The sequence below is a fragment of the Sphingobium fuliginis genome (genome assembly GCF_015074805.1).
Taxonomy (GTDB): Bacteria; Pseudomonadota; Alphaproteobacteria; order Sphingomonadales; family Sphingomonadaceae; genus Sphingobium; species Sphingobium fuliginis.
In genome coordinates, this window is sequence record NZ_CP060035.1 from 956,140 (window position 1) to 978,281 (window position 22,142).

Below are 22,142 nucleotides of genomic sequence, written 5' to 3' on the forward strand. Positions count from 1 at the left end.
TGGAAGCCATGTCGATGCGTGATCGGCCGACCGAAATGCCGGACATCCAGCTCCTTCTGGGGCAGGATGACGCGCATCTTTCCCATCGCGTGGCGATAGCGGACTGGCTGGCTGCGCTGCCTTATCCGGCGGCTGCATTCTCCTTCGAAGACAATAGGTTGTCCATGGTGGCGACCAATGCGCCGTTCGGAAGCTGCTTCACCTGCAGCAACCCGGGCGAAGCCGAACGGCCCCATGCGGCCGAATGGCGCAGGCGGATCGTGCAGAGCGTCCTGTCCGGGCGCGATTCGGAAGGTTTCGAATTGCGCCGCGACGGCATGTTGGGGCCCGAATATTTCTACTGCACCGTCGGGCGGCTGCCCGAACCGGATGGCGAACCCAATCTGTTCCTGTTCACCGCCCTCGACCGGACGAGCGACCGGACCATCGAGAAGAACCTGCGGCGGGAATTATTGTCCGACGGCCTGACCGCGCTTCCCAACCGCACGGGATTTGGCGAGGAGATCGAGGACCGGCTGACCAACACGCCCTGGCCGGACAATGCGCAGTTCGGCATCCTCGCCATCGATCTGAGCCGGTTCAGCCGGGTCAATGAATCCCTGGGCCCGATGGCCGGCGACGAGTTGCTGATCACGGTGGCCAAGCGGTTGAAATCCAGCCTGCGGCAGGGCGATGTGCTGGCGCGCATCGGCGGCAACGACTTTGCGATTTTCGCCAGGCTTAACAATGGTTTGTCGGACGCCCTTCATATCGTTCAGCGCATCCGGGACTCGCTCAGCTATCCGATCAGGCTGAGCGATCTGCAAATCCGGGTCGATTGCGCGATCGGCTGCGCCCTGTCGACCAGCCTGACCGAAGACCCCGAGGATGTGGTGCGCAAGGCGCAGGCCGCGGTGAAGATCGCCAAGCGCAGCGGCAAGGTGGAAATCTACCGCAATGGCGTGCTGAAGGAGGCGCAGCGGCGATTTTCCGTCGAGAGCCGCCTGCGCGATGCGCTGGCCCAGGGGGGGCTGACGCTGGCCTTCCAGCCGCTGATCCACCTGCAGACGGGTGAAATCACCGGCTTCGAGGCGCTGGCGCGGTGGGAGGATGAAGAACTGGGTCATGTTTCGCCCGCCGAGTTCATCGCCGTGGCGGAGGAAAGCGGGCTGATCACGCCGCTGGGCCGCTGGGCGGCCTATGAGGCGGCGCAGGCGCTCAGCCGGTGGGACGCGAAATTCGGCCAGGCGCTGCCGGTGGGCGTCAATGTGAACCTTTCCCCGATCCAGATGGCGCGGGACGATGTCGCATCCATGTTCGAGGAAGCGCTGCGCTATGCGGGCATTTCGGGCAAGCGGCTGACGGCGGAACTGACCGAAAGCGCCATCGTGGCGGACCCCGAAAAGGCGCGGAAGCTGTTGTTCGCGCTCAAGGACCTGCACATGCCGATCGCCATGGACGATTTCGGCACCGGCTATTCCAACCTGGCGAGCCTGCACAGCCTGCCCATCGACATATTGAAGATCGACCGCAGTTTCGTGACATCCATGCTGGAGGACCGGGACAAGGAGATCATGGTGCGCACCATCCTGTCGCTGGCCGAATCGCTGGGGCTGCATGTCACGGCCGAAGGGATCGAGACGCAGCAACTGGCCCATGCGTTGCAGAATCTGGGGTGCTGGCAGGGGCAGGGCTATTATTTCGCGCGGCCGATGGCGGAGGGCGATGCCTATGACTATTGGCGGGCGCGCTGGAATTTCGAAACGGTCTGATCCGCGATTTCCGAGACGCGGGCTGCGTCGGGAAAATCCTCCGCCACCCAGATGTCCTGAACCTCGGCCAGCGCCTTCGCCACGTCCGGGCCGGGCTGAAGGCCCCGCGCGATCAGGGCGCCGCCGCCCAGCGGCAGGCGCGGCGGGGCCCAGTCCGCGAGCATCTTCAGGCCGTCGAGCGGAGCCGAGGGATCGATCAGGATACGGTCGATGGCCCCTTCCACGCCGATCCGGAAGGCGAGGGCGCGGGGGGTCGCGCCGGTGGCGGCGCCTTCCAGCGCGGCGGTCAGGCGCTTGCGGGCCTTGTTGGACAATTTGAGCCGGGCGCCCACCTGATCGGCGGCGCGCGGGTCCGGCGGAAGCAGGGCCGCCAGGCGGCGCAGGGCCGCAGGGGCGATGCCGGAGGCGGCCTCCCGCTCGATCAGCATGGACAGGCGGGCCAGTCCGTCATGGTCGACCTCCGGCAGGACGGGCAGCAATATGCCGCCGTCGACCATGAGCCGGAGCGAGGCGAGCGGCCCGGGCAGGGCGAGCAGTTTGAGCAGTTCGTCCGCAATGCGTTCGCGCGAAAGGGCCATCAGGCTGTTGGCGGCGTCGCGGCAGGCGGCATAGGCCTCCACATCCGGTTCGTCATGGCCGAAGCGCGCGAGGAAACGGAAATAGCGCAGGATGCGGAGATGATCCTCCGCGATGCGGGCGCTTGCCTCTCCGATGAAGCGGACGCGATGCGCGCGGAGATCGGCGACGCCGCCGAAGAAGTCCGTGATGGTGTGGGTGAGGGGGTCGGCATAGAGCGCGTTGATCGTAAAATCGCGCCGGGCGGCGTCTTCGCGCCAGTCGTCGGTATAGGCGATGGTGGCGCGGCGGCCGTCCGTGCTGACGTCGCGGCGGAGGGTTGTGATCTCCACCGGCCAGCCGTTGATCACCGCCGTGATCGTGCCATGGTCGATGCCGGTGGGCACGGCCTTTATCCCCGCGGCCCTGAGGCGGTCGATGACGGACTGCGGCTCCAGCACGGTGGCGATGTCCAGGTCGTTGACCGGCAGGCCCAGAAGGCCGTCGCGAACGGCGCCGCCGACGAAGCGGGCGAGGCCCTGTTCCGCGCCGAGCGCCCTCAGCAGCGCGTCCAGGCCGGGGCGATGGCGCCAGTCGGCGTCAGGCAGCAGGCTGGTCATGGCCTAGCCTGCGCGACAGATTGGCGAGGATCGCGGCGGTGATGCCCCAGATGCGGCGTCCTTCCCAGAATATTTCGTAATAATGCCTTTCAACACCCTGATAATCTATCGATTTTCTAATCCGGTTGGCGGGATCGAGGGCGAAGGAGAGGGGAAGTTCGAACAGCTCCGCCACCTCCGCTTCGCGGGGGGAGAGGGGAAGGTCGGGCGGGATCACGCCCAGCACGGGGACGATGTCGAAGCCGGTGAAGGTGTGATAGCGGTCCGACGTGCCGATGATGTCGACAAGGCCGGGAGGGAGGCCGATCTCCTCCTGCGCTTCCCGCAGGGCGCCGGCGATTTCGTCGGGGTCGTCGTCGTCGACCCGTCCGCCGGGGAAGGCGACCTGTCCGGCATGCTGGCGCAGTCCGGCGGAGCGCTGGGTCAGGATCAGCCCGGGTTCGGGACGGTCGGTGATCGCGACCAGCACGGCCGCGGGCGAGAGCAGGATGTCGCCGTCGATCCGGGGGTCGCGGGTGTCGGAGGGTATCAGGCCGACCTCCCGCTCATGCCCCTGCCTGAGGGCGGTCCGCAGCCGTTCCGCCAGGGTCATGCCGATCCGTCCAGCGCGAAGAAGGCGCCGTTGCTCCAGAGGCCGATGGGTTGGGCGCCTTCGTCCAGCGCCAGGTTCATCAGTTCATAATAGACGCTGCGGGCGATCAGCGCCTCCAGCCCGCCGCGGACATGGAGATAGGGATGCGGCCCGTCCGGCGTTTCGCGCAGGACAAGGGCATTGTCCGGGCCGGCGGCGACCAGGTCGCCCGTGTTGAGCCGGAAGGCGAGGTTGCGCGCCCGGCCTTCGCCTTCGCTCTTGAGCTCGACGGCGATGAAGGGGGCATCCTCCACCTCGATCGAGAGTTTCTCTACGGGCGTGACCAGGACGTGGCTGCCGTCGGGTTCGCGGCGCAGGATGGTGGAGAAGAGGCGGACCATGGCTTCGCGGCCGATGGGCGAGCCCTGATGGAACCAGGTGCCGTCGCGGGCGATGCGCATGTCGCTGTCGCCGCAATGGTCGGGGTTCCACTTCTCCACGGGCGGAAGGCGCTTTTCCGCCAGCAGGCGCGCGACATCGCTGAGGGACAGGTTGGAAAGATCGGGGGGCGGCTCCATCGGCATGGGGCCGAGATAGGGGCGCTTGGGCGCGAAGGCAAAAGGGAAATTTCAGGCGCGGACGGTGGCGCGCGGACCCAGCATGCCCGTGCCGCCTATCGGCCTACCGTCGACCGACAGCGCCAGCAGGCGGCGCGGCTCGAACGGGCCGGGGCAGTCCCAGCCGCCGGTGCCTTCGGCCGAAAAGCCCCAGAAGCGGCCATAATATTCCGGATCGCCGATCATCATCAGCGGATCGCTTCGCCGCGCGCGGGCGGCCGCGACGACGGCGTCCATCAGCGCGCGGCCGTGGCCGGCGCCCTGCACCGCGGGGTCCACCGCGACGGGGCCGACCATGATGAGCGGCGTCCGGCTGCCGTCTTCATGGGCGAGCGCGACGGGCCAGCTTTGCAGGGAGCCGATGAGCCTGCCCTCCCCATCCCGCATGCCGAAGGAGAGTTCGGGCAGCCAGGGCATGCCGTCGCGAATCAGATAGGCGGTGCGACCGTGCCGGTCAGGGCCGAAGGCCGCGTCAAGCAGTTGCTCGACCGCGTTCCGCGACATCATGTTGAGGGGCACTATCACAGACACGTCTTGCCGATCCGTCCTCAATGGCGCATGGACGCGCCGAGAGCGGCGGGCTTTAGCGCGTGGCTCGCAAAATAAAAGTCTAAACTGGGGCCGGCCCGCGGCAGGGACGGCCTGAATGTGGCGAGCTATGAACAGCGGATTTGACGATTTCCTGACGTTGGAGGTGAATAATCTGGACGTGGATGTCCTGACCGGCATCTATTCGGAGGAAACGCACCTGCCGCAACCGCTGCGCATATCGATCAGGGCGCGGCTGAAGATCGCGGACCATTACGATCCCGACACGCCGCTGTCCCGGTCCAAAAATTACATGGACCTGAAACATGCCGCGACCGCGGCCCTGCCGGAAGGACAGCATTTCACGCTGATCGAGGCGGTGGCCGATCATATCATCGAGACGATCTTCCTCCAGGACGACAAGGTGACCCATGTCGAGGTGAAGATCGTGAAGCTCGCCCTCAGCGAGAAGGGCGAGGAGATCGGGATCACCATGGGGCGCGGGCGGAGATAGGGCGGTTTCCGGGCGATCGGAACCGATCGCCCGTCATTCCCGTCGCTACCCCTTGATCAGGCCGATTTCCCGCAGCCGTTCGGTCAGATAGTCGTGCGCGGTTATGGGCGGGTCGCGGCGGGGATGCGCCGCATCGACGCATTGGGGCAGGGCGTCGATCAGGAAGTCCGGCCGCAGGTGCAGGAAGAAGGGCATGGAATAGCGCGAATGGCCGCGCCGTTCCGGCGGCGGGTTGACGACGCGGTGGCTGGTCGAGGGCAGGCGATGGTTGGTCAGCCGCTGGAGCATGTCGCCCACATTGATGGCGAGCGCGCCCGGCGGCGGAACCACGGGCAGCCAGTTGCCGTCCCGGTCCCTGAGTTCCAGCCCGCCTTCCTCGGCGCCCAGCAGCAGGGTGATGAGGTTGATGTCCTCATGCGCGCCGGCGCGGATGCCCGGCGCTTCCGGCGAGACGGGCGGATAATGGAGCAGGCGCAGGATCGAATTGCCGTTTTCGATGGGCTTGTCGAACCAGCGCTCCTCCAGCCCCAGATAAAGGGCGATGGCGGACAGCAGTTCGGCGCCGACGCGGTCGAATTCGGCATAGAGGCGCGTGAACGTCTCATGAAATTCCGGCAGCTCGTCCGGCCAGACATTGGGCGGCATGCTTTGCGCCAGCGGATCGCCCTCGGGCAGGTCGCGGCCGACATGCCAGAATTCCTTGAGGTCGTTCTCGCTCGCGCCCTTGGCGATTTCCACGCCGAAGGCGGTGTAGCCGCGCTGGCCGCCATTATATCGGGCGTCGTAGCGGCGCTTTGCCTCCTCCGGCAGGGCGAAGAACCGGCGGGCGAGCGCCCAGCCCCGGTCGATCAGCGCCGGGTCCATGCCATGGTCCTTCACCATGGCGAAGCCGAAGCGCTGGAAGGAGCCGCCGAAGGCGGCGGCGAAGTCGGCCCTTTCCATATTGCCCAAGGACAGGACAGGCACTTGTCCCAGCAGGGATTGCGACACGTGATTCTCCGAAATTCAACTGGACCCGCCCAGGCGCGCCGTCCTGGCGCCGCCGGGCCATGCGCGCATCCTTGATCGTCCTTCGCGGCTGATGCAAGGAGAAGCCATGAACTATTGGCTGATGAAATCGGAACCCGACGCCTTTTCCTACGACGATCTGGCCGCAAAGGGGAAGGCGGAGTGGGACGGGGTGCGAAATCATGCCGCGCAAGGCCATATGAAGGCGATGCGCAAGGGCGATCTTTCGATCTTCTACCACAGCAATATCGGGGTCGAGGCGGTCGGCATCATGGAGATCGTCGAGGAAGCCGCGCCCGACAGCACGGACGGGACGGGCAAGTGGGTGGCCGTGCATGTGGCGCCGAAGGAAAAGTTCGCCAAGCCCGTCACGCTGAAGACGATGAAGGCCGATCCGAAGCTGGCCAATATGGTGATGATACGCCAATCGCGCCTTTCCGTGTCCCCGCTGACGGCGGCGGAATTCAAACATATTCTTGATTTATCAAAGGGTTGAGTTGGCGGTTGCGGGAAATGCAATTGTTTCGCCTTTGTTTGCGATTGTCGTTTTAGCGCGGCGCACCATAAATCGGCATCAACAGAAAAGAATATTCCAGAGGTGTTTGATCGGCATTCACAAGGAGTTTACCCATGCGAATGCTGTCCAAGTTTGTCCTTTCCGCCCTGTTCGCCGCCGGCGCCGCCAACGCTCCCGCCCATGCCGAAGACGCTGCCAAGCAGAAGTTCACGCACGAGGGCTACACCTATGTGTATGACGTCAAGGACACCAAGACCGGCAAGGTGATTTCGGGCCGTCGCTATCCCGACGCCGTCGCCTTCAACCTGTCGGTCAAGAATGGCCGCGTGTCGGGCGTTTCCGGCGGTCAGTCGGTGGCCTTCAAGGTCGATGAGGCGCGCGGCGCGGCTGCCGAATAAGCCTTGAATGTCTTGAAGACATGAAAAAAGGGCGGCTTCCCATCGGAAGCCGCCCTTTTTCGCGCCTGTCAGCGGCAGCGGCGCTTGCTGTCGATTTCCTTGCCGAGCAGCGCGCCGCCGGCGGCGCCCAGGATCGTGCCGGTCGCGCGGTCGCCGCGGGTGTCGATGGCGCGGCCGACCAGAGCGCCGCCCACGCCGCCGACGATCAGGCCGGTGGTGCCGTTGGACTTGCGGCAGTACATGCGGCCGTCGCGGCCGCGCCATTCGCGATATTGATAATGGCGGCGGGCGTTGGCGCCGTCCGTCGGGATCGCCATCGAAGCGGGAATGGCCAGCGAGACGGCGGCCATGGCCATAAGGGCTTTACGCATTTTTTCTCCTCCAAAAGACGTGCTTTGATCGTTCAACCCGCGCATATTGATGGAGGTTGCATGAACCTGCGACAACGGCGCATCATGTTGTTTTTCCGGGCATAAATTTTGAGGCAGGGCGATGGACGGTTGCGATGAAGCGGCAGCGGGGGCTTTGATCCGGCTCCTCGACCTTGCGCCGCATCCGGAGGGGGGATGGTTTCGGGAAAGCTGGCGCGCGCCGGCCGGAGCGGGCGAACGGGCAGGCGGGACCGCGATCTATTTCCTGCTGGAGGCGCACCAGGCTTCGCACTGGCACCGGGTCGACGCCGTCGAGCACTGGTTCTGGCATGCCGGGGCGCCGCTCACCCTCTCGATCGCGGATGAAGGAGGGGCTGCACGGGACATGCTGCTGGGCGGGGACGTGCTGGCGGGGCAGCAGCCGCAAGGGCTGGTCCCGGCCCATCATTGGCAGGCGGCGCGGCCGATGGGCGGATGGACGCTGGTCAGTTGCGTGGTCGTGCCGGGCTTTGAATTTTCCGGCTTCACGCTGGCGCCGCGAGGCTGGTCGCCGGGCGGCTGAACCATGCGGAAAAATTATCCACACTTATCCACAGCTTTAGCGCGAGGCGGTCTTCAGGGTGCAAGATTCCGCTTTGAGCGACTCGCTTTTGGTGAGAGCATCCTCTTATCGGAAAGACCGGGAGACAGAGCGATCTGGATGCCAAAGTCGATGAGAAATCAGCGACTTGAAGGAATTTTCGAGCGTCGGGAAAGAAGCATGGACCGGAAGGAAAATGCGGAAATCCGATGGTTCTCAATAGACGGTGCCGTGCACGCGCGAAAGTGAACGTCGGGCATCGAATAAAGAGGACAGGCTGCGGGAGAACGGCCGACCGGCCGGGCAAGCGGAGCCGACACGATAGCAAAGCCTTTGAGGCGGACCTATCGCACGCCGAGTCCGATGATCGCATCTTGAAAGAGAAGCGGATCGAGAGACGCGACGGAAGTGGGGACCGGCAGAAATGCCGGCCCCCATTTTGTTTTGGGGCCAGGGCGCGCTGCGTCAGATTGCGCAGGTCGCGCTCTGAAACATGATCAGCGGGCGCGATGGGCGATCCAGTGGGCGGCGTACAGTGACAGCGCCAGACCCGAAGCAAGCCAGATCAGGAGGATGACCGCCATTGCCGTGCGGCTTTTGGGACGGTCCGACAGGCGTTGCGCTTCGGTGCGGAACTGCGCCATCAGCGGCGCGGGAATGAGGCGGATCGCCAGGGCGATGCCGAGCGGCAGGATGATGAGATCGTCCAGATAGCCCAGGATCGGGATGAAGTCCGGGATCAGGTCGACCGGGCTGAGCGCGAAGGCGGCGACGGCGGCGGCGACGAGCTTTGCGGCCGGGGGCGTGCGGCTGTCGCGGGCGGCGAGCCACAGGGCCATGATGTCGACCTTCAGCGCGCGGGCCCAGTTTTTCAGGCGTCGATATGCCATCGGGCGAGTATAGGGCAGGTGGCGTGGAATCAGAACCTGTCGGTTCGGTTCGGGCTGCGCGGAATGTTTCGACAGGGGACTTCGGCTTCGTCCGGCCTCACCCCGGCATGGACGGTTCTGGAAGTCATGGTGCCGGCTGAGGGGATCGAACCCCCGACCTTCGGTTTACAAAACCGCTGCACTACCGCTGTGCTAAGCCGGCCCATCCGTTTCGGACGGGGAGCGCCTTACTATCAGATGATGCCGAACGTCCAGCCCTCTGTTGCGGCGATTTTTTCGTTGAGCGGCGCCGGGTTCCACAGGCTGGGGCGGGGGGCCGCGCGGCGGAGCCAGGCGGCGGTCAGGATCGCGTCGGCGCCATGGTCGTCGGGGGGAAGGCCCATATGCGGTTGTGACCCGACGGCGAATAGCGCGTCGTTCAGCGCCGGGAGGTCGCGCATCTTGGCCCGGCCCTTGGGGCGTCCGGCGGCGCGCGCGGCGATGCTGGTGTAGATTTCCACGATCAGCGAGCCGATCGGCGGCGGCGGGTCGAAGGGCCAGACGGGGACGTGCGGATGGACATGGTGGAGCAGGCGCATCCCTGAAAAACTGGCCTTGGCGACCTGCGCCGCGCCGATGGCGTCATAGACGGTGGAGGGCTTGCCGCCGCCTTGCGCGTTGTAATGCGCCTCGCAGGCGCGGTTGTGCATATAGTCCGCCTTGATGCCGTCGGCCTTGCCGAAATAGAAATGCCGCCGGTGGGTGCGTTCGAGCAGGCTGGCGGCGCCCAGATCCTCGTCCGCGCAAATGCCGTCGACATAGGCCCAGAAGGCCGGGCCGGTGGCGGGCACGTCGTCGCCGGGGAGGTAGCTTCGGCGCGCGACATAGGGCGGGGCGAAGCTGAAATCGAAGCCGAACAGGGTCGGGGCTTCGGCCGCGGTGCGGACAAGCCAGTCAGCGACGGCGCGGCGCGACCAGAGGCCGCCGCCGTCCGGATGCTGGAGCCGGGGCGCCGCATCGCCGGCTTCGCACAGGGCGACGGCTATGCCCTTGTGGCGCGATCCCTTTGCGCCGGACCAGTCGATGACCGCATAGCGGGCAAAGCGGGGGGTCATTTCGGGCGGCGTTCGGCCCTCAGGCGGTCCCAATAGGCCATGCGTTCGGCAATGCGCGCTTCGAAGCCGCGCTCGGTGGGGGCGTAGAAGCTTTGGGGCTGCATTTCCTCGGGCCAGTAATTGTCGCCGGAAAAGCCGTCCTGCGCGTCGTGGTCGTACTGATAGCCCTTGCCATAGCCGATGGTCTTCATGAGCTTGGTCGGGGCGTTCAGGATGTTCTGCGGCGGCATGAGCGAGCCGGTCTCGCGGGCGGACCTCCAGGCGGATTTCATGGCGCTGTAGGCGGCGTTGGACTTGGGCGCGGTGGCGCAATAGAGGCAGGCCTGGACGATGGCGAGTTCGCCTTCGGGGGAGCCGAGAAAGTCGTAGCTGTCCTTGGCGGCGAGGCACTGGACGACCGCCTGCGGGTCGGCAAGGCCGATGTCCTCCACGGCGAAGCGGACGAGGCGGCGCAGCACGTAGAGCGGCTCCTCGCCCGCGGTCAGCATGCGGGCGAGATAGTAGAGCGCGGCTTGCGGGTCGGAACCGCGCAGGCTTTTGTGGAGCGCGGAGATGAGGTTGTAATGACCCTCCCGGTCCTTGTCATAAACCGCGACGCGGCGGTGGAGCAGGGCGGAAAGGCCCGCCGGATCGAGCGGCTGCGGGACGCCGATGGAATAGAGGGTCTCCACCTGGTTCAGCAGGAAGCGTCCGTCGCCGTCGGCGCTGGCGAGCAGGGCTTCGCGGGCGGCTGCGTCGAGCGGCAGGGGGCGTTCCATCAGCGATTCGGCGCGTTCCAGCAACTGTTCGAGGGCGGTTGCGTCGAGGCGGCGCAGGATCAGCACCTGCGCGCGGGAGAGGAGCGCGGCGTTGAGTTCGAAGCTGGGATTTTCGGTGGTCGCGCCGACCAGGGTGACGGTGCCATCCTCCACGAAGGGGAGGAAGCTGTCCTGCTGCGCGCGGTTGAAGCGATGGATCTCGTCCACGAAGAGCAGTGTCTTTTCGCCCCGCCGGGCATGGTCCCTTGCGGCGGCAAAGACCTTCTTGAGGTCGGCGACGCCGGAGAAGACGGCGGAGATCGGTTCGAAACGCATGCCGACGGCGTCCGCCAGCAGGCGGGAGATGGTGGTCTTGCCCGTGCCCGGCGGGCCCCAGAGGATGATCGAGGAGAGCCGGCCGGCGGCGACCATGCGGCCGATCGCGCCATCCGGTCCGGTCAGATGATCCTGCCCGACGACGTCCGCCAGCGCGCGGGGGCGCAGCTTGTCGGCCAGCGGCGCTTCGGCTGGGACAGGGGGGAGATCGTCGGGGGCGAAAAGATCGGCCATCGCCTGTGATATAGGAAGGCTTTTGCGTTCAGGGAACAGGGCTCGACCGGACCAGCGCGCCATGTTCGCGCTGGCGGATGATGCGGATATAGGTGTCGACCAGCGCCTGGTTCACCTGATCCCAGCCATAATGTTCCGCCTGCGCCATGGCGGCCGCGCCGGCGGCGGAGCGCGTGGCGGGATCGGTGCAATAGACGGTCAGCGCGTCGGCAAAGGCGGTGATCGCGCCGGGGCGGATCAGGCGGCCGGTGACGCCGTCGGTGACAAGGCTCTCGCTGCCGGTGGCGCGGGCGGCGACGGTGGGCAGGCCGCAGGCCATCGCCTCCAGCGTGACGTTGCCGAAGGTTTCCGTGACGCTGGGGTTGAACAGCATGTCCATGCCCGCGACGGCGCGGCCGAGGTCCGCGCCCTTCTGGAATCCGGTGAAGACGGCGTTGGGCAGGCGGTTCGCGAACCATTCCCGCGCCGGCCCTTCGCCGACGATCAGCACCTTGTGCCGCACATTCTTCGCCGCCAGATGATCGATCGTGTCGGAAAAGACGTCGAGGCCCTTTTCCATCACCAGGCGGCCGATGAAGCCGATCACCGGTTCGTCGTCCGCGATGCCGAGCGACCGGCGCCACGCCATGTCGCGGCGGCCGGGATGGAAGATGTCCCGGTCTATGCCGCGGGTCCAGATGCCGACATCATAGCTCATCCGCTGTTCGCGCAGGAGCTGCGCCATCGATTCGGACGGGGCGACGATGGCGTCGCAGCGGCGGTAGAAGCGGCGGAGCAGCGATTCGATCACCGGCTCCAGAAAGGCGAGGCCGTAATAGCGCGGATAGGTTTCGAAGCGCGTGTGGACGGAGGCGACCGCCGGCAGCCCGTGGCGGCGCGCCCAGGCCACGGCGCGATGGCCGAGCGGATCGGGGCTGGACACATGGACGAGGTTCGGGCGGAAGGCCTTCAGGTCGCGGCGGACGGCGCCCGACATGCGGTAGGGAATCCGATATTCGCGGCGGCCGGGCACGGGCACCGACGGCGCGCTGACCAGATCGCCCGCCGGATCGAAGGCCGGGCTGTCCGTGGTGGGCGAATAGACGCGCACCGCCGCGCCCTGCCGCAGCAGATAGGCGACGAAGCGGTTGAGCGCCTGGTTCGCGCCATCGCGCACATAATTGTAATTGCCGCTGAAGAGCGCGACGCGAAGCCCCGTGACATCCATCCGCCGCCCTTAACGCAGGCAGGCGCAAAACCCAAGGGAACCAGGACGGCATTCGGGATTTTTGCCTTGCGGCAGCAATGATGGCCGGCCGGCGCGGTTGTTCCCCGAAGGAGAGAATGCTTGATGACCGGAAGCTTTCGCAAAGGAGCGAGGGTCAAGTGGAATTGGGGGCAGGGCGTCGGCCGCGGGAGAGTGGCCGAGCGGTTCGAGCAGCAGGTCGAGCGCCGGATCGAGGGCGCCGTCATCAGGCGGAACGGTTCCCGCCGCAATCCCGCCTATCTGGTGACCACCGACAGCGGGTGCGAAGTGCTGAAGCTGGGTTCGGAGCTGTCCCCCGCCTGAGTAATTTTCCTGCCGAGCGGCCTTTTCCCGGTCATGGCTTTCATGGCAAGGGAGGGCATGACCCTTTGTTCCATGACCGTCGACGCGCTGCTGACCGGGATGCCCGCGCCCTTTCGCGACGGCGACTATAGCGCGATCGCGAAGAAGCCGGTGACGGGCGCGGTGCGGATCGGCTGGCTGGGCCTTGAAGGCGACGGGGTGGCCGACAAGGTGCATCATGGCGGGTGGGACAAGGCCATCCACCTCTATCCGCAGGACCATTATGGCTGGTGGCGCGAGCGCAAGCCCGGTCATCCCTTGCTGGAAGGGCCGGGCGCCTTTGGCGAGAATATCGCGTCGCGCGGGATGACCGAGGAGGAGATCTGCCTTGGCGACCGCTTTGCGCTGGGCAGCGCGGTGGTCGAGGTGAGCCATGGACGGCAGCCCTGCTGGAAGCTCGACCATCGTTTCGGCGCGCGCGACGTGATGGCGGCCATCGTGAAGACCGCGCGATGCGGCATCTATTTTCGGGTCTTGCGGGAGGGGGAGGCGGAGGCCGGCACGCAGATGGAATTGCTGGAGCGGCCATGGCCCGAGTGGCCGGTCGCGCGGCTGTTCCGGCTGCTGATCGGGGGAGGGCACAAGGGCGAGCCGGACGCCGTGAGGGCGCTGGCGGACATGCCGGTGCTGGCCGAGGCGTGGCGGGACAGGGCGCGCAAGCTGGCCTGAAGGCCGGCGGGGTCGCGGTCGCCCCGATTAGCGCCCGATTAGCGGAAAACCACCGTTTTGCCGCCATTTTGCAGGACCCGGCGGTCGGCCAGCCATGTGACGGCGCGGGCGAGCACCTGCGCTTCGATGTCGCGTCCGATGCGGATCATGTCCTCCGCCGTGGCGCGATGGTCCACGCGCTCCACCGCCTGTTCGATGATCGGCCCTTCGTCGAGATCGGCAGTCACGAAATGCGCCGTGGCGCCGATCAGCTTCACGCCCCGCTCATGCGCGCGGTGATAGGGGCGCGCGCCCTTGAATCCGGGAAGGAAGCTGTGGTGGATGTTGACGCAGCGGCCGGCGAGTTTCTCCACCAGTTCCTCTGAGAGCACCTGCATATAGCGGGCGAGGATCAGATATTCCGAGCGTGTCCGTTCGAACAGGCCGAGCAGCGCTTCCTCCTGCGCGGCCTTGTCGCCATTGGGCGGAAGCTCGTGATAGGGAATGCCGTGCCATTCGGTGATCCGGCGCATGTCGGGATGGTTGGACACCACGCCCATGATGTCGACCGCCAGCGTGCCCGTCTGCCAGCGGTGCAGCAGGTCCGCCAGGCAGTGCGACCCCTTGGACACCGCGATCAGCATGCGCGGCTTTTCATCGGCGGCGGTCAACCGCCAGTCCATGGCGAAGCGGGCGCCGACATCGCCGAATTCGCCGCGCAGCCTGCCGGTGTCGCCCATGCGGCCGTCCGTCGCCTCGAACGCGACGCGCATGAAGAAGCGGCCTGCTTCCCGGTCGGCATATTGCTGGCTGTCGGTGATGAAGCCGCCGCGTTCCGCCAGGAACTGGCTGACGGCGGCGACGATGCCGACGCGGTCGGCGCAGGCCAGGGTCAGCACCCAGGATGGGACAACCGGATCAGTCAACGCGCATCTCCCCGCAAAAATCGGGAACCCGTTGCCTCAAGCCCGCGCGCCGATCAACCCGTTATGCGCGTCCTTCGCCCTGGGTGCTGGTCATCGCGAAGATGCCGGTCGCATTGCCGGTGTCGAAGGCCAGGTCCAGCCTGCCGGTTGCGGGATCGATGTCCCGGCTGATGAATTCGTAGAAGGAGCCCGGAACCCGGCGCAGTTCGTTGCCGGCGAAGAGCCGTTCCACCGTGTCGGCGCGCAGGGCGGTTTGCCGCACCCGCCCGGTGCGGGAGATTTCCAGCCGATCCTTGATCGGCCAGTCCTCCGCCTTCAGCCGTTCCGCCAGCGCGGCGACGTCCGCCACCCGGTCGGTGGCGTGGTTGAAGGCGTTTCCTTCCGTCGCGATCCAGCCCGCCTCATGGGATCGGGAGAGCAGCAGTTCATAATCCTCGACGCTCGGCGGCTGATGCTGCCGGTCGAAGGCGGCGACGATCACCGGCAGGGCGGCGGCCGCCTCCGCCAGCGTGACGGGCTGGCCGTCCGCGAATTTCCCGAGCACGGCCTGCGCCTCCCCCGTCAGCGGATCGCGGGATGTGCCGAACACCCGCGCCGCCGTTTCGGCGAATTCCGGGTCGAAGCGGTCGGCATGCAGTTCCGACAGGAAGAATTGGGGAATCGCTTCGGGCAGGTCGGCATGGCGATAGGCGCGGCCCGTCATCCGCAGCCGGTCGAGCGGATAGACCGCCGCCATCTCATAGCCCAGCGGCAGCAATATGCGGGTGAAGGCCTCCTCCCCCGGGGGCAAGCGTCCGGTCGCGCCTTCGGCCAGCCTCATGGTGCGCAGCGCGCCATGGTCGAACAGCACCTTGCCCCCATGCGCCAGCCGGTCCGCGACATAGGCCGCTCCGCTCGGCACCCGCCGCAGCAGGTCGTGGAACAGCGCCACGTTCATCGCCATGGTGAAGGCGGCGCGGGAGACATGGGGACCGCCCTGTTCCGTCAGGCGGCGGTCCAGATCGAGCGCCGCCAGCGCTGCACCCGCTGCTTCCGGGCCAAGAAGCCCCTCCACCAACGCATGGATCACCGATTGATTTTCGATCGACATGGGACGCTCCGTGCTGAGGTCCCATTATCGCATGGTTGAAATAAAATTCCAAGCTTTGGCAAGATTTACATCTTCTTCGGCATGCACTCCGCGCCGGCCGCCCTGATCGCGCCGCACAGCCGGGTCGCATCCGCGCCGCTCGCCAGGGGACCGGCCTGAAGTCGGGTCACGCCGCCGCTGGTCGATATATAGGGCTGGTAGCCGGACAGACCGCCGACCTTGGCGCTGAGCTGGGTCCAGAGCGTCCGGGCCCGCGCCTCCGCGCTGAAGGCGCCGATCTGCACGCGCCAGCCGCCGGCGGCTGGCTTGGGGAGGGCAGGCTTGGGGAGGGCAGGCTTGGGGAGGGCGGGCTTCGGGGCGGCGGGTCCGGCCTCCAGGGGTTTAGCGGCGGCTGTCCTTGCGGGCGCGGGTTTGGCCGCGGGTTCAGGCGCCTTGGGCCTGGGGGTCGAGGGCGGCAACTGCGCCGTCCGCACCGGGGCGGGAGCCTCCCGCACCACGGGGGCGGGCAGGCGAGGATCTTCCTCCTGCCGGCCGATCGAGCGGGCCATGGCGATGGCGTCGTTGCGCTGATCCTGCGGAATATATTTGTCCATCTGGCGGAGGCTGGCCGTCGCCTGCGCCAGTCCGGACTGCGACGCCCGCGTCATCAGCGCATAGGCGCGCACCCAGTTCTTGGCGGTCAGGTCTCCATTGAACAGGGCCGTACCGACGATATATTGCGCACGCGGCTCACCCCGTTCGGCGGCGCGTTGCAGATAGGGAAAGGCGCCGGCGCGGTCGCCCTGCTGGAACATCAGAAGGCCCAGATTGTCCTCGGCCCGGGCATGGCCCTGCTTCGCGGCCTTGCGGTACCAGTCGATGGCGAGGGCGGGATCGGCCTTCACGCCGCGGCCCAGCTTATAGGCCTGTCCCATGTTGAACTGCGCATCGGGATCGCCGGACTGCGCCAGCGGCTGCCACACCGCCACCGCCCTGGCATAATCGCCCTGTTGCCAGGCATCGACCCCGGCCTTCACATCGGCCGATGCGGCCTGCGTCAGGCTCAACATTGCTCCAGCGGCCAGCACGCCCCAGATACGCTTCATGCTCATGCTCCCAAGGGTTCCTGCCCGATCCTATGCCGTCACAAGGTTAATAGCGACTTAGCATTAAGAACATCGCCTTTTTAACGGGCGTCAGGCTTCCGCGCGGATTAACCAATTCTTAGGCGGGCCTGTGGCACTGCTTCCCTCCATTGGATTTTCTGGGGGAAATTGCGTGCGCATATTGGCATTGGCATCGCAAAAGGGGGGATCTGGCAAGACGACCCTGTCGGGGCATCTGGCCGTCCAGGCGCAGATGGCGGGCGCCGGTCCGGTCGTGCTGATCGACATCGACCCGCAGGGATCGCTGGCCGACTGGTGGAACGAGCGCGAGGCCGAATATCCCGCCTTCGCCCAGACCACGGTCGCCCGTCTGGCCGCCGATCTTGAGATACTTCGCCAGCAGGGCTTCAAGGTGGCCGTCATCGACACGCCGCCCGCCATCACCATGGCGATCCAGAGCGTCATTTCCGTGGCCGAGCTGATCGTCGTTCCGACCCGTCCCAGCCCGCACGACCTGCGCGCCGTGGGCGCCACGGTGGACCTGTGCGAGCGCGCGGGCAAGCCGCTGATCTTCGTCGTCAACGCCGCCACGCCCAAGGCGCGCATCACATCCGAAGCGGCGGTCGCCCTGTCGCAGCACGGCACGGTCGCACCGGTCACGCTGCACCACCGCACGGATTTCGCGGCGTCGATGATCGACGGCCGCACGGTGATGGAAGTCGACCCCAATGGCCGATCCGCAGGGGAGGTCACGCAGCTCTGGACCTATGTGTCCGACCGGCTGGAGAAGAATTTCCGCCGCACCGTCTTTTCCGTGCCGCACAATGCCGTCGGCACGGCCGGCACGGTTCGTCCGGCAAGCGGCGGCTTCGGCCGCCGGGTCACGCAATAAGGGAAGGGGAGCATCATGGCCGAACCGAAACCTCTCGCTTCGCTGACGTCCGGCCTGCTGGCGCGCAAGGGCGCCGCATCGCCCGCCATGCGCCGTCCCGTCTTCGGCCTGACCGCCGGAGCCACGGCGCTGCAGGAGGATCTGGGCTGGAACGACATGGGATTTGACGTGACGCAGCCGGAACCGGCGCCGTCCGAGGCCCGCTCCGTCGCCGGGCTGACCCCCATGACCGCGGTTCCCGCCGTGGCGCCGGTGCCCGCCGTCGTCACCGAACGCGAGGAACTGGCCGAGCGCATCGCCGAAACGGCCGTGCCGGCAAAGGTCGGGAAGGCCGGGAAGAAGGCCCGCGCCTCCGCCGTGGCGAAGGGGCGCAAGGCCGCCTTCACCCTGCGGCTGGATGCCGACCGCCATCTGAAGCTGCGCCTTGCCAGCGCCATCGTCGGCCGCTCCGCGCAGCAGATGGTGACCGAGGCGCTGGACGCCTATCTTGGCAGCCTGCCGGAAGTCGACCGGCTGGCCCAGCAACTGCCGCGCGCCCGCGGCGACAATTGAGGGTTGGGAAAGCCATGAAGCGCAAGGCCTTCGCCAAAGCAGCGGTCGCGTCGATGCTGATCGGCACGACCATGGTGGGATGCACCGGTGCGGCGTTCCGCACCACCGCCGCCGTCGCGCCGCAGAAGCCGGACCGTCTGGCGGCCGGCGTCGAGAAGGCGCTGGCGGATCGCGACGGGGCCCGCGCGGTCGAACTGGCGGAGGCGGCCGTGCAGGCGGCGCCGCAGGATGCGGGCTATCGCCAGTTGCTGGGCCGCGCCTATGTCGCTGGCGGTCGCTTCGCATCGGCGGAAACGGCGCTGACCGATGCGATGACGCTGGGCAATCGCGACGCCCGGACGATCATCACCCTTGCGCTGGTGCAGGTGGGACTGGGCAAGGATCGCGCGGCGCGCGACCTGCTCGCCAGCCATGCCGACATCGTTCCGGCGGCCGACTATGGTCTGGCGATGGCGATGGCGGGCGACGCGCCGGAGGGCGTGCGCATCCTGTCCGAGATGATCCATGATCCGTCGGCCAATGCGCGCACCCGCCAGAACCTGGCCTATGCCTATGCGCTGGCGGGCCGGTGGAAGGATGCGCGGATGATGGCGGGATTCGACCTCGATCCGCTTGCCGCCAACCAGCGCATCACCCAATGGGCGCAGAACGCCGCGCCCGGCCTTTCGCAGCAGCGGGTCGCTGCGCTGATGGGCGTGACGATCGACGGCGCCGATGCCGGTCAGCCTGTGGCTCTTGCCCTGGCGCCGCCGGCGTCGCCGGCCCGGATGGCGGAAGCCGCCCCGGTCGAGCAGGCCGTGGAGGCCGGTCCTGTCGCGCTTGCCGCCGCCGATCCCGCACCCGCGCCGCCGCCAGCCATGGCGGAAGCGCCGGCGCCGATGATCCAGGCCATTGCGGTCCCCGTCCGCGTCGCCGCCCCGCGCCAGGCCGCTCCGGCGCGTGTCGCGGCGGCTGCGCGCATGCAGCGGGCTCCGCGCCTTCAGCCGGCGGCTTTCCGCGCGAGTGGGAAGGGCGGCGGCCACTGGGTGGTCCAGCTCGGCGCCTATGACAATGCGGCCATCGCCAAGGAAAAATGGTTCTCCATGGCTCGCCGCAACAGCATGCTGGCGAATTTGCCGGTCGTCACCAGCCAGATCGCGGTGAACGGCGCCACCCTGGCCCGTCTGGCGGTCGGCGGCTTCGACGAGCGGGCGGAGGCGGTCGCGCTGTGCCGGGCCATACAGGCGCGGCGCGGTCAATGCTTCGTGCGGGAGAATGTGGCGGACGCGATGCCGCAGCGCTGGGCGCTGGCGACGCGCGGGCGCCAATTTGCCGGCCGCTGAAAAAAATCTTGCATTACAGGCGTCTTGCGGGCGGCTCCCCCATGGGAGCCGCCCGCTTCCTTTTTCGCTGCTGCCTGCGGGGCGGTGAAATGGGGAAGAAGCGGGGGAGCGGGACATCTGCCCTCCTCCTCCACCTATCAGCATTTCGAATGGGTGTATTCGAAGAACTAAATCGCCTCCCTTAGATTATATTCATAATGCAACGCCCCGAAGGCCGACCGGACGTCGTGCCGAATGGAGCGGCGCGCGACAGCGCCGCCTGGGGGATATATGCGGTTGAGTTCGAAAATCGGGCGGGTCCTGGCGGCCGGCGCGAGCGCCATGGCCTTCTGCGCGGGCGGGGTCGCCGGGGCCGCGGAGCCCGATGCGCCGTCCCCGGCGCAGGCCGGGCCGGGAGACACCGGCGTGGAGGTGATCACGGTCACCGCGCGCCATCGCGCCGAAAAGCTTCAGGAAGTGCCGATCGCCGTCACCGCCCTGACGGAGCGGGACCTTGCCGCGTCCGGCAATTCCAGCATCCGCCAGATGCAGAGGCAGGTGCCGAGCCTTCAGATATTGGGGTTCAATCCGCGCAACATCACGATCCAGATCCGTGGGCTGGGAACGACGGGCGGCGCGGCCAACAGCGGCACCGAACCCGGCGTCGGCATCTATGTGGACGGCGTCTATCATGCGCGTCCGTCGGTGGTCGTCTTCGACACTTTCGACGTGGCCAATGTCAATGTCCTGCGCGGTCCACAGGGCACGCTGTTCGGCAAGAACACGGTGGCCGGCGCGATCGAGATCACCAGCCAGCGCGCATCCTATGAGCCCGAATTGCTGGGGGAGGTTTCCTATGGCAATTACGACTATGGCCAGATCAAGCTGGCGGCGTCGGGGCCATTGGGGGACAGCGGCTTCGCGGTCCGGGTCGCGGGCATGAAGGCGGACCGCAACGGCACCGTCTATAACAGCGTCTACAGGGACGACTGGCAGGATCACCATAACCAGGCCGTTCGCGGGGAGCTGGCCTATCGCAATGAGGATGAGAGCTTCACCGCCCGGCTGAACGCCGATTATAACGACCAGAATTCCTATTCGGCCATGCCCCGGCGCGGCGTCCTGCCGAAGCTGCGCGCGGATGGCAGCGTCGCGACCGCAAGGGGCTATTACGACCGGGCGCGCGACGCCGGTTATGTCCCGCCGCCCATAGACGCCTTTGCGCGGCGCATCGATGTGGATACGCCGTTCACGATCAACATGCAGACCGGCGGCGCTTCGCTTACCCTGGTGAAGAAGCTGCTGGGGGATCACAGCCTCACCTCGATCACCGCATGGCGGTTCTGGGACTGGAATCCCTCAATCGACAGCGACGGCACCGGCGCGGCGATCAACATCCAGACCAATCTGCCCACCGCCCAGCGGCAATGGAGCCAGGAACTGCGCATCGCCTCCCCCGGCGGGGGCGCGGTCGACTATACGGCGGGGCTTTATTATTTCTGGCAGCGCACCCGCGAGGTGCCGTTCAACACCTATGGCAGGGATGCCGCCAAATATCTGCTGGGCGCCGCCTTCCCTTCGGAAGCGCTGAACAATTTCAGCCAGACCGGCCTGCAGCTCTTCCACACCAAAAGCTATTCTGCCTTCGCCAATGCGACATGGCATGTGGATGAGCGCCTCGACCTTACCGGGGGCATCCGCTACACCTATGAGAAGCGCTCGGGCCGTTTCGAATCCGTGGCCGTGGGCGGCGTGCCGCTGACCGACCCGGTCTTCTCCACCCTGTCCCCCGAGCAGCTGACCGCCATCGCGTCCCGCCGGAACGGCTTCGCTCCCACGGCGCGATACGATGCGGCGACCGAGGGCGGGCGCGTGTCCGGGACGGTCAACGCGCTTTATCGGCTGGCCCCCGGCATCAACCTTTATGCCGGTTATTCGCGCGGCTTCAAATCGGCGGGGATCAACCTGGTGACGCCGGTGCAGCTCGCCAACGGGCCGGCTCCGGTGACTTTCGATCCGGAGATCGTGGATTCCTTCGAAATCGGCCTGAAGACCGATCTGTTCCACAACGCCGTCACCTTCAACCTTGCCGCCTTCCGGTCCGACGACAAGGGCTATCAGGCCAATCAGGGGGTGATCGTGCAGACGGGCAGCGGGCCCATCGCCCGCTATTTCATCACCAATGCCGGCAAGGTCAGGACCCAGGGCGTCGAAATGGATGTCCGGGCGAGATGGAACGGCCTGTCGCTGACGGGCGCCGCCACCTATAACGACGCCAAATACCGGTCCTACACCAACGCCCAATGCCCCTATCTCTGGGTCACGGCGGCCAATGGCGGGATCTGCGACATTTCCGGGCGCCAGATCGCGGGCGTGTCGAAATTCGTCTATACCATCGCCGCCGAATATGCCTTCGCCCCACGGCCGATATTGGGCACGGAGGCGACGCTGTTCCTGGGCGGCGACTATAATCACCGGACCGGTTTCTACGGATCGCTCAATACCGATCCCTTCGCCCGCGTGCCGGGCTATGGGCTGGCGAGCGCCTATGCCGGAATCCGGAGCGCCGACAATCGCTGGGAATTGCGGCTGTGGGGCCGCAACCTCTTCGACAAACAATATTTCGTCAATGCGTCGGTCGATCAGGTCACGACCTATTCCTACAACGGGACGCTTGGCGATCCGCGCTTCTACGGCGCCACGCTCAGGATGAAGCTGTGAACCGCGCCGCCGCCGCCC

24 protein-coding genes and 1 tRNA gene are annotated in these 22,142 nt (G+C 66.7%); 11 read left to right on the forward strand and 14 right to left on the reverse strand.

All coding sequences use genetic code 11. The features are described 5' to 3' along the window. The first annotated feature begins 8 nt into the window (after nt 1–8). Nucleotides 9–1,751 (forward strand): putative bifunctional diguanylate cyclase/phosphodiesterase, encoded by a 1,743-nt coding sequence (locus H5V43_RS04500; protein WP_373278261.1) that lies wholly within the window; start codon nt 9–11, stop codon nt 1,749–1,751. Here H5V43_RS04500 and H5V43_RS04505 read toward each other — a convergent pair. From H5V43_RS04505 to H5V43_RS04520, 4 genes are read right to left on the reverse strand one after another with little or no spacing between them, the layout of a single operon-like run. Beyond that, nucleotides 1,715–2,926: a CCA tRNA nucleotidyltransferase gene (locus H5V43_RS04505; protein ID WP_099185829.1), complete on the reverse strand. Its 1,212-nt coding sequence runs from the start codon at nt 2,924–2,926 to the stop codon at nt 1,715–1,717. The two genes, H5V43_RS04500 and H5V43_RS04505, sit on opposite strands and share 37 nt — an antisense overlap. Next, nucleotides 2,907–3,518 (reverse strand): CoA pyrophosphatase, encoded by a 612-nt coding sequence (locus H5V43_RS04510; RefSeq protein ID WP_099185828.1) that lies wholly within the window; start codon nt 3,516–3,518, stop codon nt 2,907–2,909. The genes H5V43_RS04505 and H5V43_RS04510 overlap by 20 nt, the downstream gene beginning before the upstream one ends. Further along, the gene (locus H5V43_RS04515; RefSeq protein ID WP_025551253.1) at nt 3,515–4,081 is read right to left on the reverse strand and encodes a DUF1285 domain-containing protein; all 567 of its coding nucleotides are present in this window, start codon (nt 4,079–4,081) and stop codon (nt 3,515–3,517) included. The genes H5V43_RS04510 and H5V43_RS04515 overlap by 4 nt, the downstream gene beginning before the upstream one ends. Before the next feature lie 45 nt (nt 4,082–4,126). Continuing rightward, a complete protein-coding gene (locus H5V43_RS04520) occupies nt 4,127–4,645 on the reverse strand; it encodes a GNAT family N-acetyltransferase (protein ID WP_037483800.1) in 519 nt (172 codons plus the stop codon). Nucleotides 4,646–4,772: 127 nt separating this feature from the next. Between H5V43_RS04520 and H5V43_RS04525 the strand changes: the two genes are divergently transcribed. Further along, nucleotides 4,773–5,156 carry a dihydroneopterin aldolase gene (locus H5V43_RS04525; RefSeq protein WP_025551250.1) on the forward strand — a complete coding sequence of 128 codons (384 nt, stop codon included), beginning with the start codon at nt 4,773–4,775 and terminating at the stop codon, nt 5,154–5,156. 45 nt (nt 5,157–5,201) lie between these two features. Here H5V43_RS04525 and H5V43_RS04530 read toward each other — a convergent pair whose 3' ends face one another. Further along, nucleotides 5,202–6,146 (reverse strand): isopenicillin N synthase family dioxygenase, encoded by a 945-nt coding sequence (locus H5V43_RS04530; RefSeq protein WP_048578245.1) that lies wholly within the window; start codon nt 6,144–6,146, stop codon nt 5,202–5,204. A gap of 106 nt (nt 6,147–6,252) precedes the next feature. On the opposite strand from H5V43_RS04530, the gene H5V43_RS04535 reads away from it, so the two are divergent. Together H5V43_RS04535 and H5V43_RS04540 are read left to right on the forward strand one after the other, a co-directional pair. Further along, nucleotides 6,253–6,660, forward strand: coding sequence for an EVE domain-containing protein (locus H5V43_RS04535; RefSeq protein ID WP_099185827.1), 408 nt, complete (start codon nt 6,253–6,255; stop codon nt 6,658–6,660). A 140-nt stretch (nt 6,661–6,800) separates the two neighbouring features. Further along, the gene (locus H5V43_RS04540; protein ID WP_025551248.1) at nt 6,801–7,079 is read left to right on the forward strand and encodes a hypothetical protein; all 279 of its coding nucleotides are present in this window, start codon (nt 6,801–6,803) and stop codon (nt 7,077–7,079) included. 68 nt (nt 7,080–7,147) lie between these two features. On the opposite strand, the gene H5V43_RS04545 is transcribed toward H5V43_RS04540, so the two are convergent. After that, nucleotides 7,148–7,450, reverse strand: coding sequence for a glycine zipper 2TM domain-containing protein (locus tag H5V43_RS04545; RefSeq protein ID WP_025551246.1), 303 nt, complete (start codon nt 7,448–7,450; stop codon nt 7,148–7,150). 121 nt (nt 7,451–7,571) lie between these two features. Here H5V43_RS04545 and H5V43_RS04550 point away from each other — a divergent pair, with 121 nt between their 5' ends. Continuing rightward, nucleotides 7,572–8,012 carry a cupin domain-containing protein gene (locus H5V43_RS04550; protein WP_025551245.1) on the forward strand — a complete coding sequence of 147 codons (441 nt, stop codon included), beginning with the start codon at nt 7,572–7,574 and terminating at the stop codon, nt 8,010–8,012. Between the two features lie 515 nt (nt 8,013–8,527). Here H5V43_RS04550 and H5V43_RS04555 read toward each other — a convergent pair. The 5 genes from H5V43_RS04555 to H5V43_RS04575 form a co-directional block, all read right to left on the reverse strand. Continuing rightward, nucleotides 8,528–8,920, reverse strand: coding sequence for a YkvA family protein (locus H5V43_RS04555; protein ID WP_025551244.1), 393 nt, complete (start codon nt 8,918–8,920; stop codon nt 8,528–8,530). Between the two features lie 127 nt (nt 8,921–9,047). Beyond that, a tRNA-Thr gene (locus H5V43_RS04560) sits at nt 9,048–9,122 on the reverse strand. A 31-nt stretch (nt 9,123–9,153) separates the two neighbouring features. Then, a complete protein-coding gene (locus tag H5V43_RS04565; protein ID WP_025551243.1) occupies nt 9,154–10,014 on the reverse strand; it encodes a hypothetical protein in 861 nt (286 codons plus the stop codon). Next, on the reverse strand, nt 10,011–11,321 hold the full coding sequence (locus H5V43_RS04570; protein WP_025551241.1) for a replication-associated recombination protein A: 1,311 nt from the start codon (nt 11,319–11,321) through the stop codon (nt 10,011–10,013). Before H5V43_RS04570 ends, H5V43_RS04565 begins: the two co-directional genes overlap by 4 nt. A 28-nt stretch (nt 11,322–11,349) precedes the next feature. Next, the gene (locus H5V43_RS04575; RefSeq protein ID WP_044661992.1) at nt 11,350–12,528 is read right to left on the reverse strand and encodes a glycosyltransferase family 4 protein; all 1,179 of its coding nucleotides are present in this window, start codon (nt 12,526–12,528) and stop codon (nt 11,350–11,352) included. 123 nt (nt 12,529–12,651) lie between these two features. On the opposite strand from H5V43_RS04575, the gene H5V43_RS04580 reads away from it, so the two are divergent. Then, nucleotides 12,652–12,870: a hypervirulence associated TUDOR domain-containing protein gene (locus H5V43_RS04580; RefSeq protein ID WP_025551239.1), complete on the forward strand. Its 219-nt coding sequence runs from the start codon at nt 12,652–12,654 to the stop codon at nt 12,868–12,870. A 57-nt stretch (nt 12,871–12,927) separates the two neighbouring features. After that, nucleotides 12,928–13,578 (forward strand): MOSC domain-containing protein, encoded by a 651-nt coding sequence (locus H5V43_RS04585; RefSeq protein ID WP_193666783.1) that lies wholly within the window; start codon nt 12,928–12,930, stop codon nt 13,576–13,578. A gap of 38 nt (nt 13,579–13,616) precedes the next feature. On the opposite strand, the gene purU is transcribed toward H5V43_RS04585, so the two are convergent. The 3 genes from purU to H5V43_RS04600 form a co-directional block, all read right to left on the reverse strand. Then, nucleotides 13,617–14,456, reverse strand: a complete 840-nt coding sequence (gene purU / locus H5V43_RS04590; protein ID WP_371873091.1) for a formyltetrahydrofolate deformylase — start codon at nt 14,454–14,456, stop codon at nt 13,617–13,619. Nucleotides 14,457–14,544: 88 nt separating this feature from the next. Further along, on the reverse strand, nt 14,545–15,573 hold the full coding sequence (locus H5V43_RS04595) for a 2-oxoadipate dioxygenase/decarboxylase family protein (protein ID WP_025552273.1): 1,029 nt from the start codon (nt 15,571–15,573) through the stop codon (nt 14,545–14,547). A 65-nt stretch (nt 15,574–15,638) separates the two neighbouring features. Continuing rightward, a complete protein-coding gene (locus H5V43_RS04600) occupies nt 15,639–16,664 on the reverse strand; it encodes an SPOR domain-containing protein (RefSeq protein ID WP_099185825.1) in 1,026 nt (341 codons plus the stop codon). 166 nt (nt 16,665–16,830) lie between these two features. On the opposite strand from H5V43_RS04600, the gene H5V43_RS04605 reads away from it, so the two are divergent. From H5V43_RS04605 to H5V43_RS04620, 4 genes are all read left to right on the forward strand, one after another. Further along, a complete protein-coding gene (locus H5V43_RS04605; RefSeq protein WP_025550964.1) occupies nt 16,831–17,550 on the forward strand; it encodes a ParA family protein in 720 nt (239 codons plus the stop codon). Between the two features lie 15 nt (nt 17,551–17,565). Beyond that, nucleotides 17,566–18,102, forward strand: coding sequence for a hypothetical protein (locus H5V43_RS04610; RefSeq protein WP_025550962.1), 537 nt, complete (start codon nt 17,566–17,568; stop codon nt 18,100–18,102). A 14-nt stretch (nt 18,103–18,116) separates the two neighbouring features. Continuing rightward, the gene (locus H5V43_RS04615; RefSeq protein WP_099185824.1) at nt 18,117–19,424 is read left to right on the forward strand and encodes an SPOR domain-containing protein; all 1,308 of its coding nucleotides are present in this window, start codon (nt 18,117–18,119) and stop codon (nt 19,422–19,424) included. Between the two features lie 276 nt (nt 19,425–19,700). Beyond that, a complete protein-coding gene (locus H5V43_RS04620; RefSeq protein WP_158230021.1) occupies nt 19,701–22,124 on the forward strand; it encodes a TonB-dependent receptor in 2,424 nt (807 codons plus the stop codon). Nucleotides 22,125–22,142 lie beyond the last annotated feature (18 nt).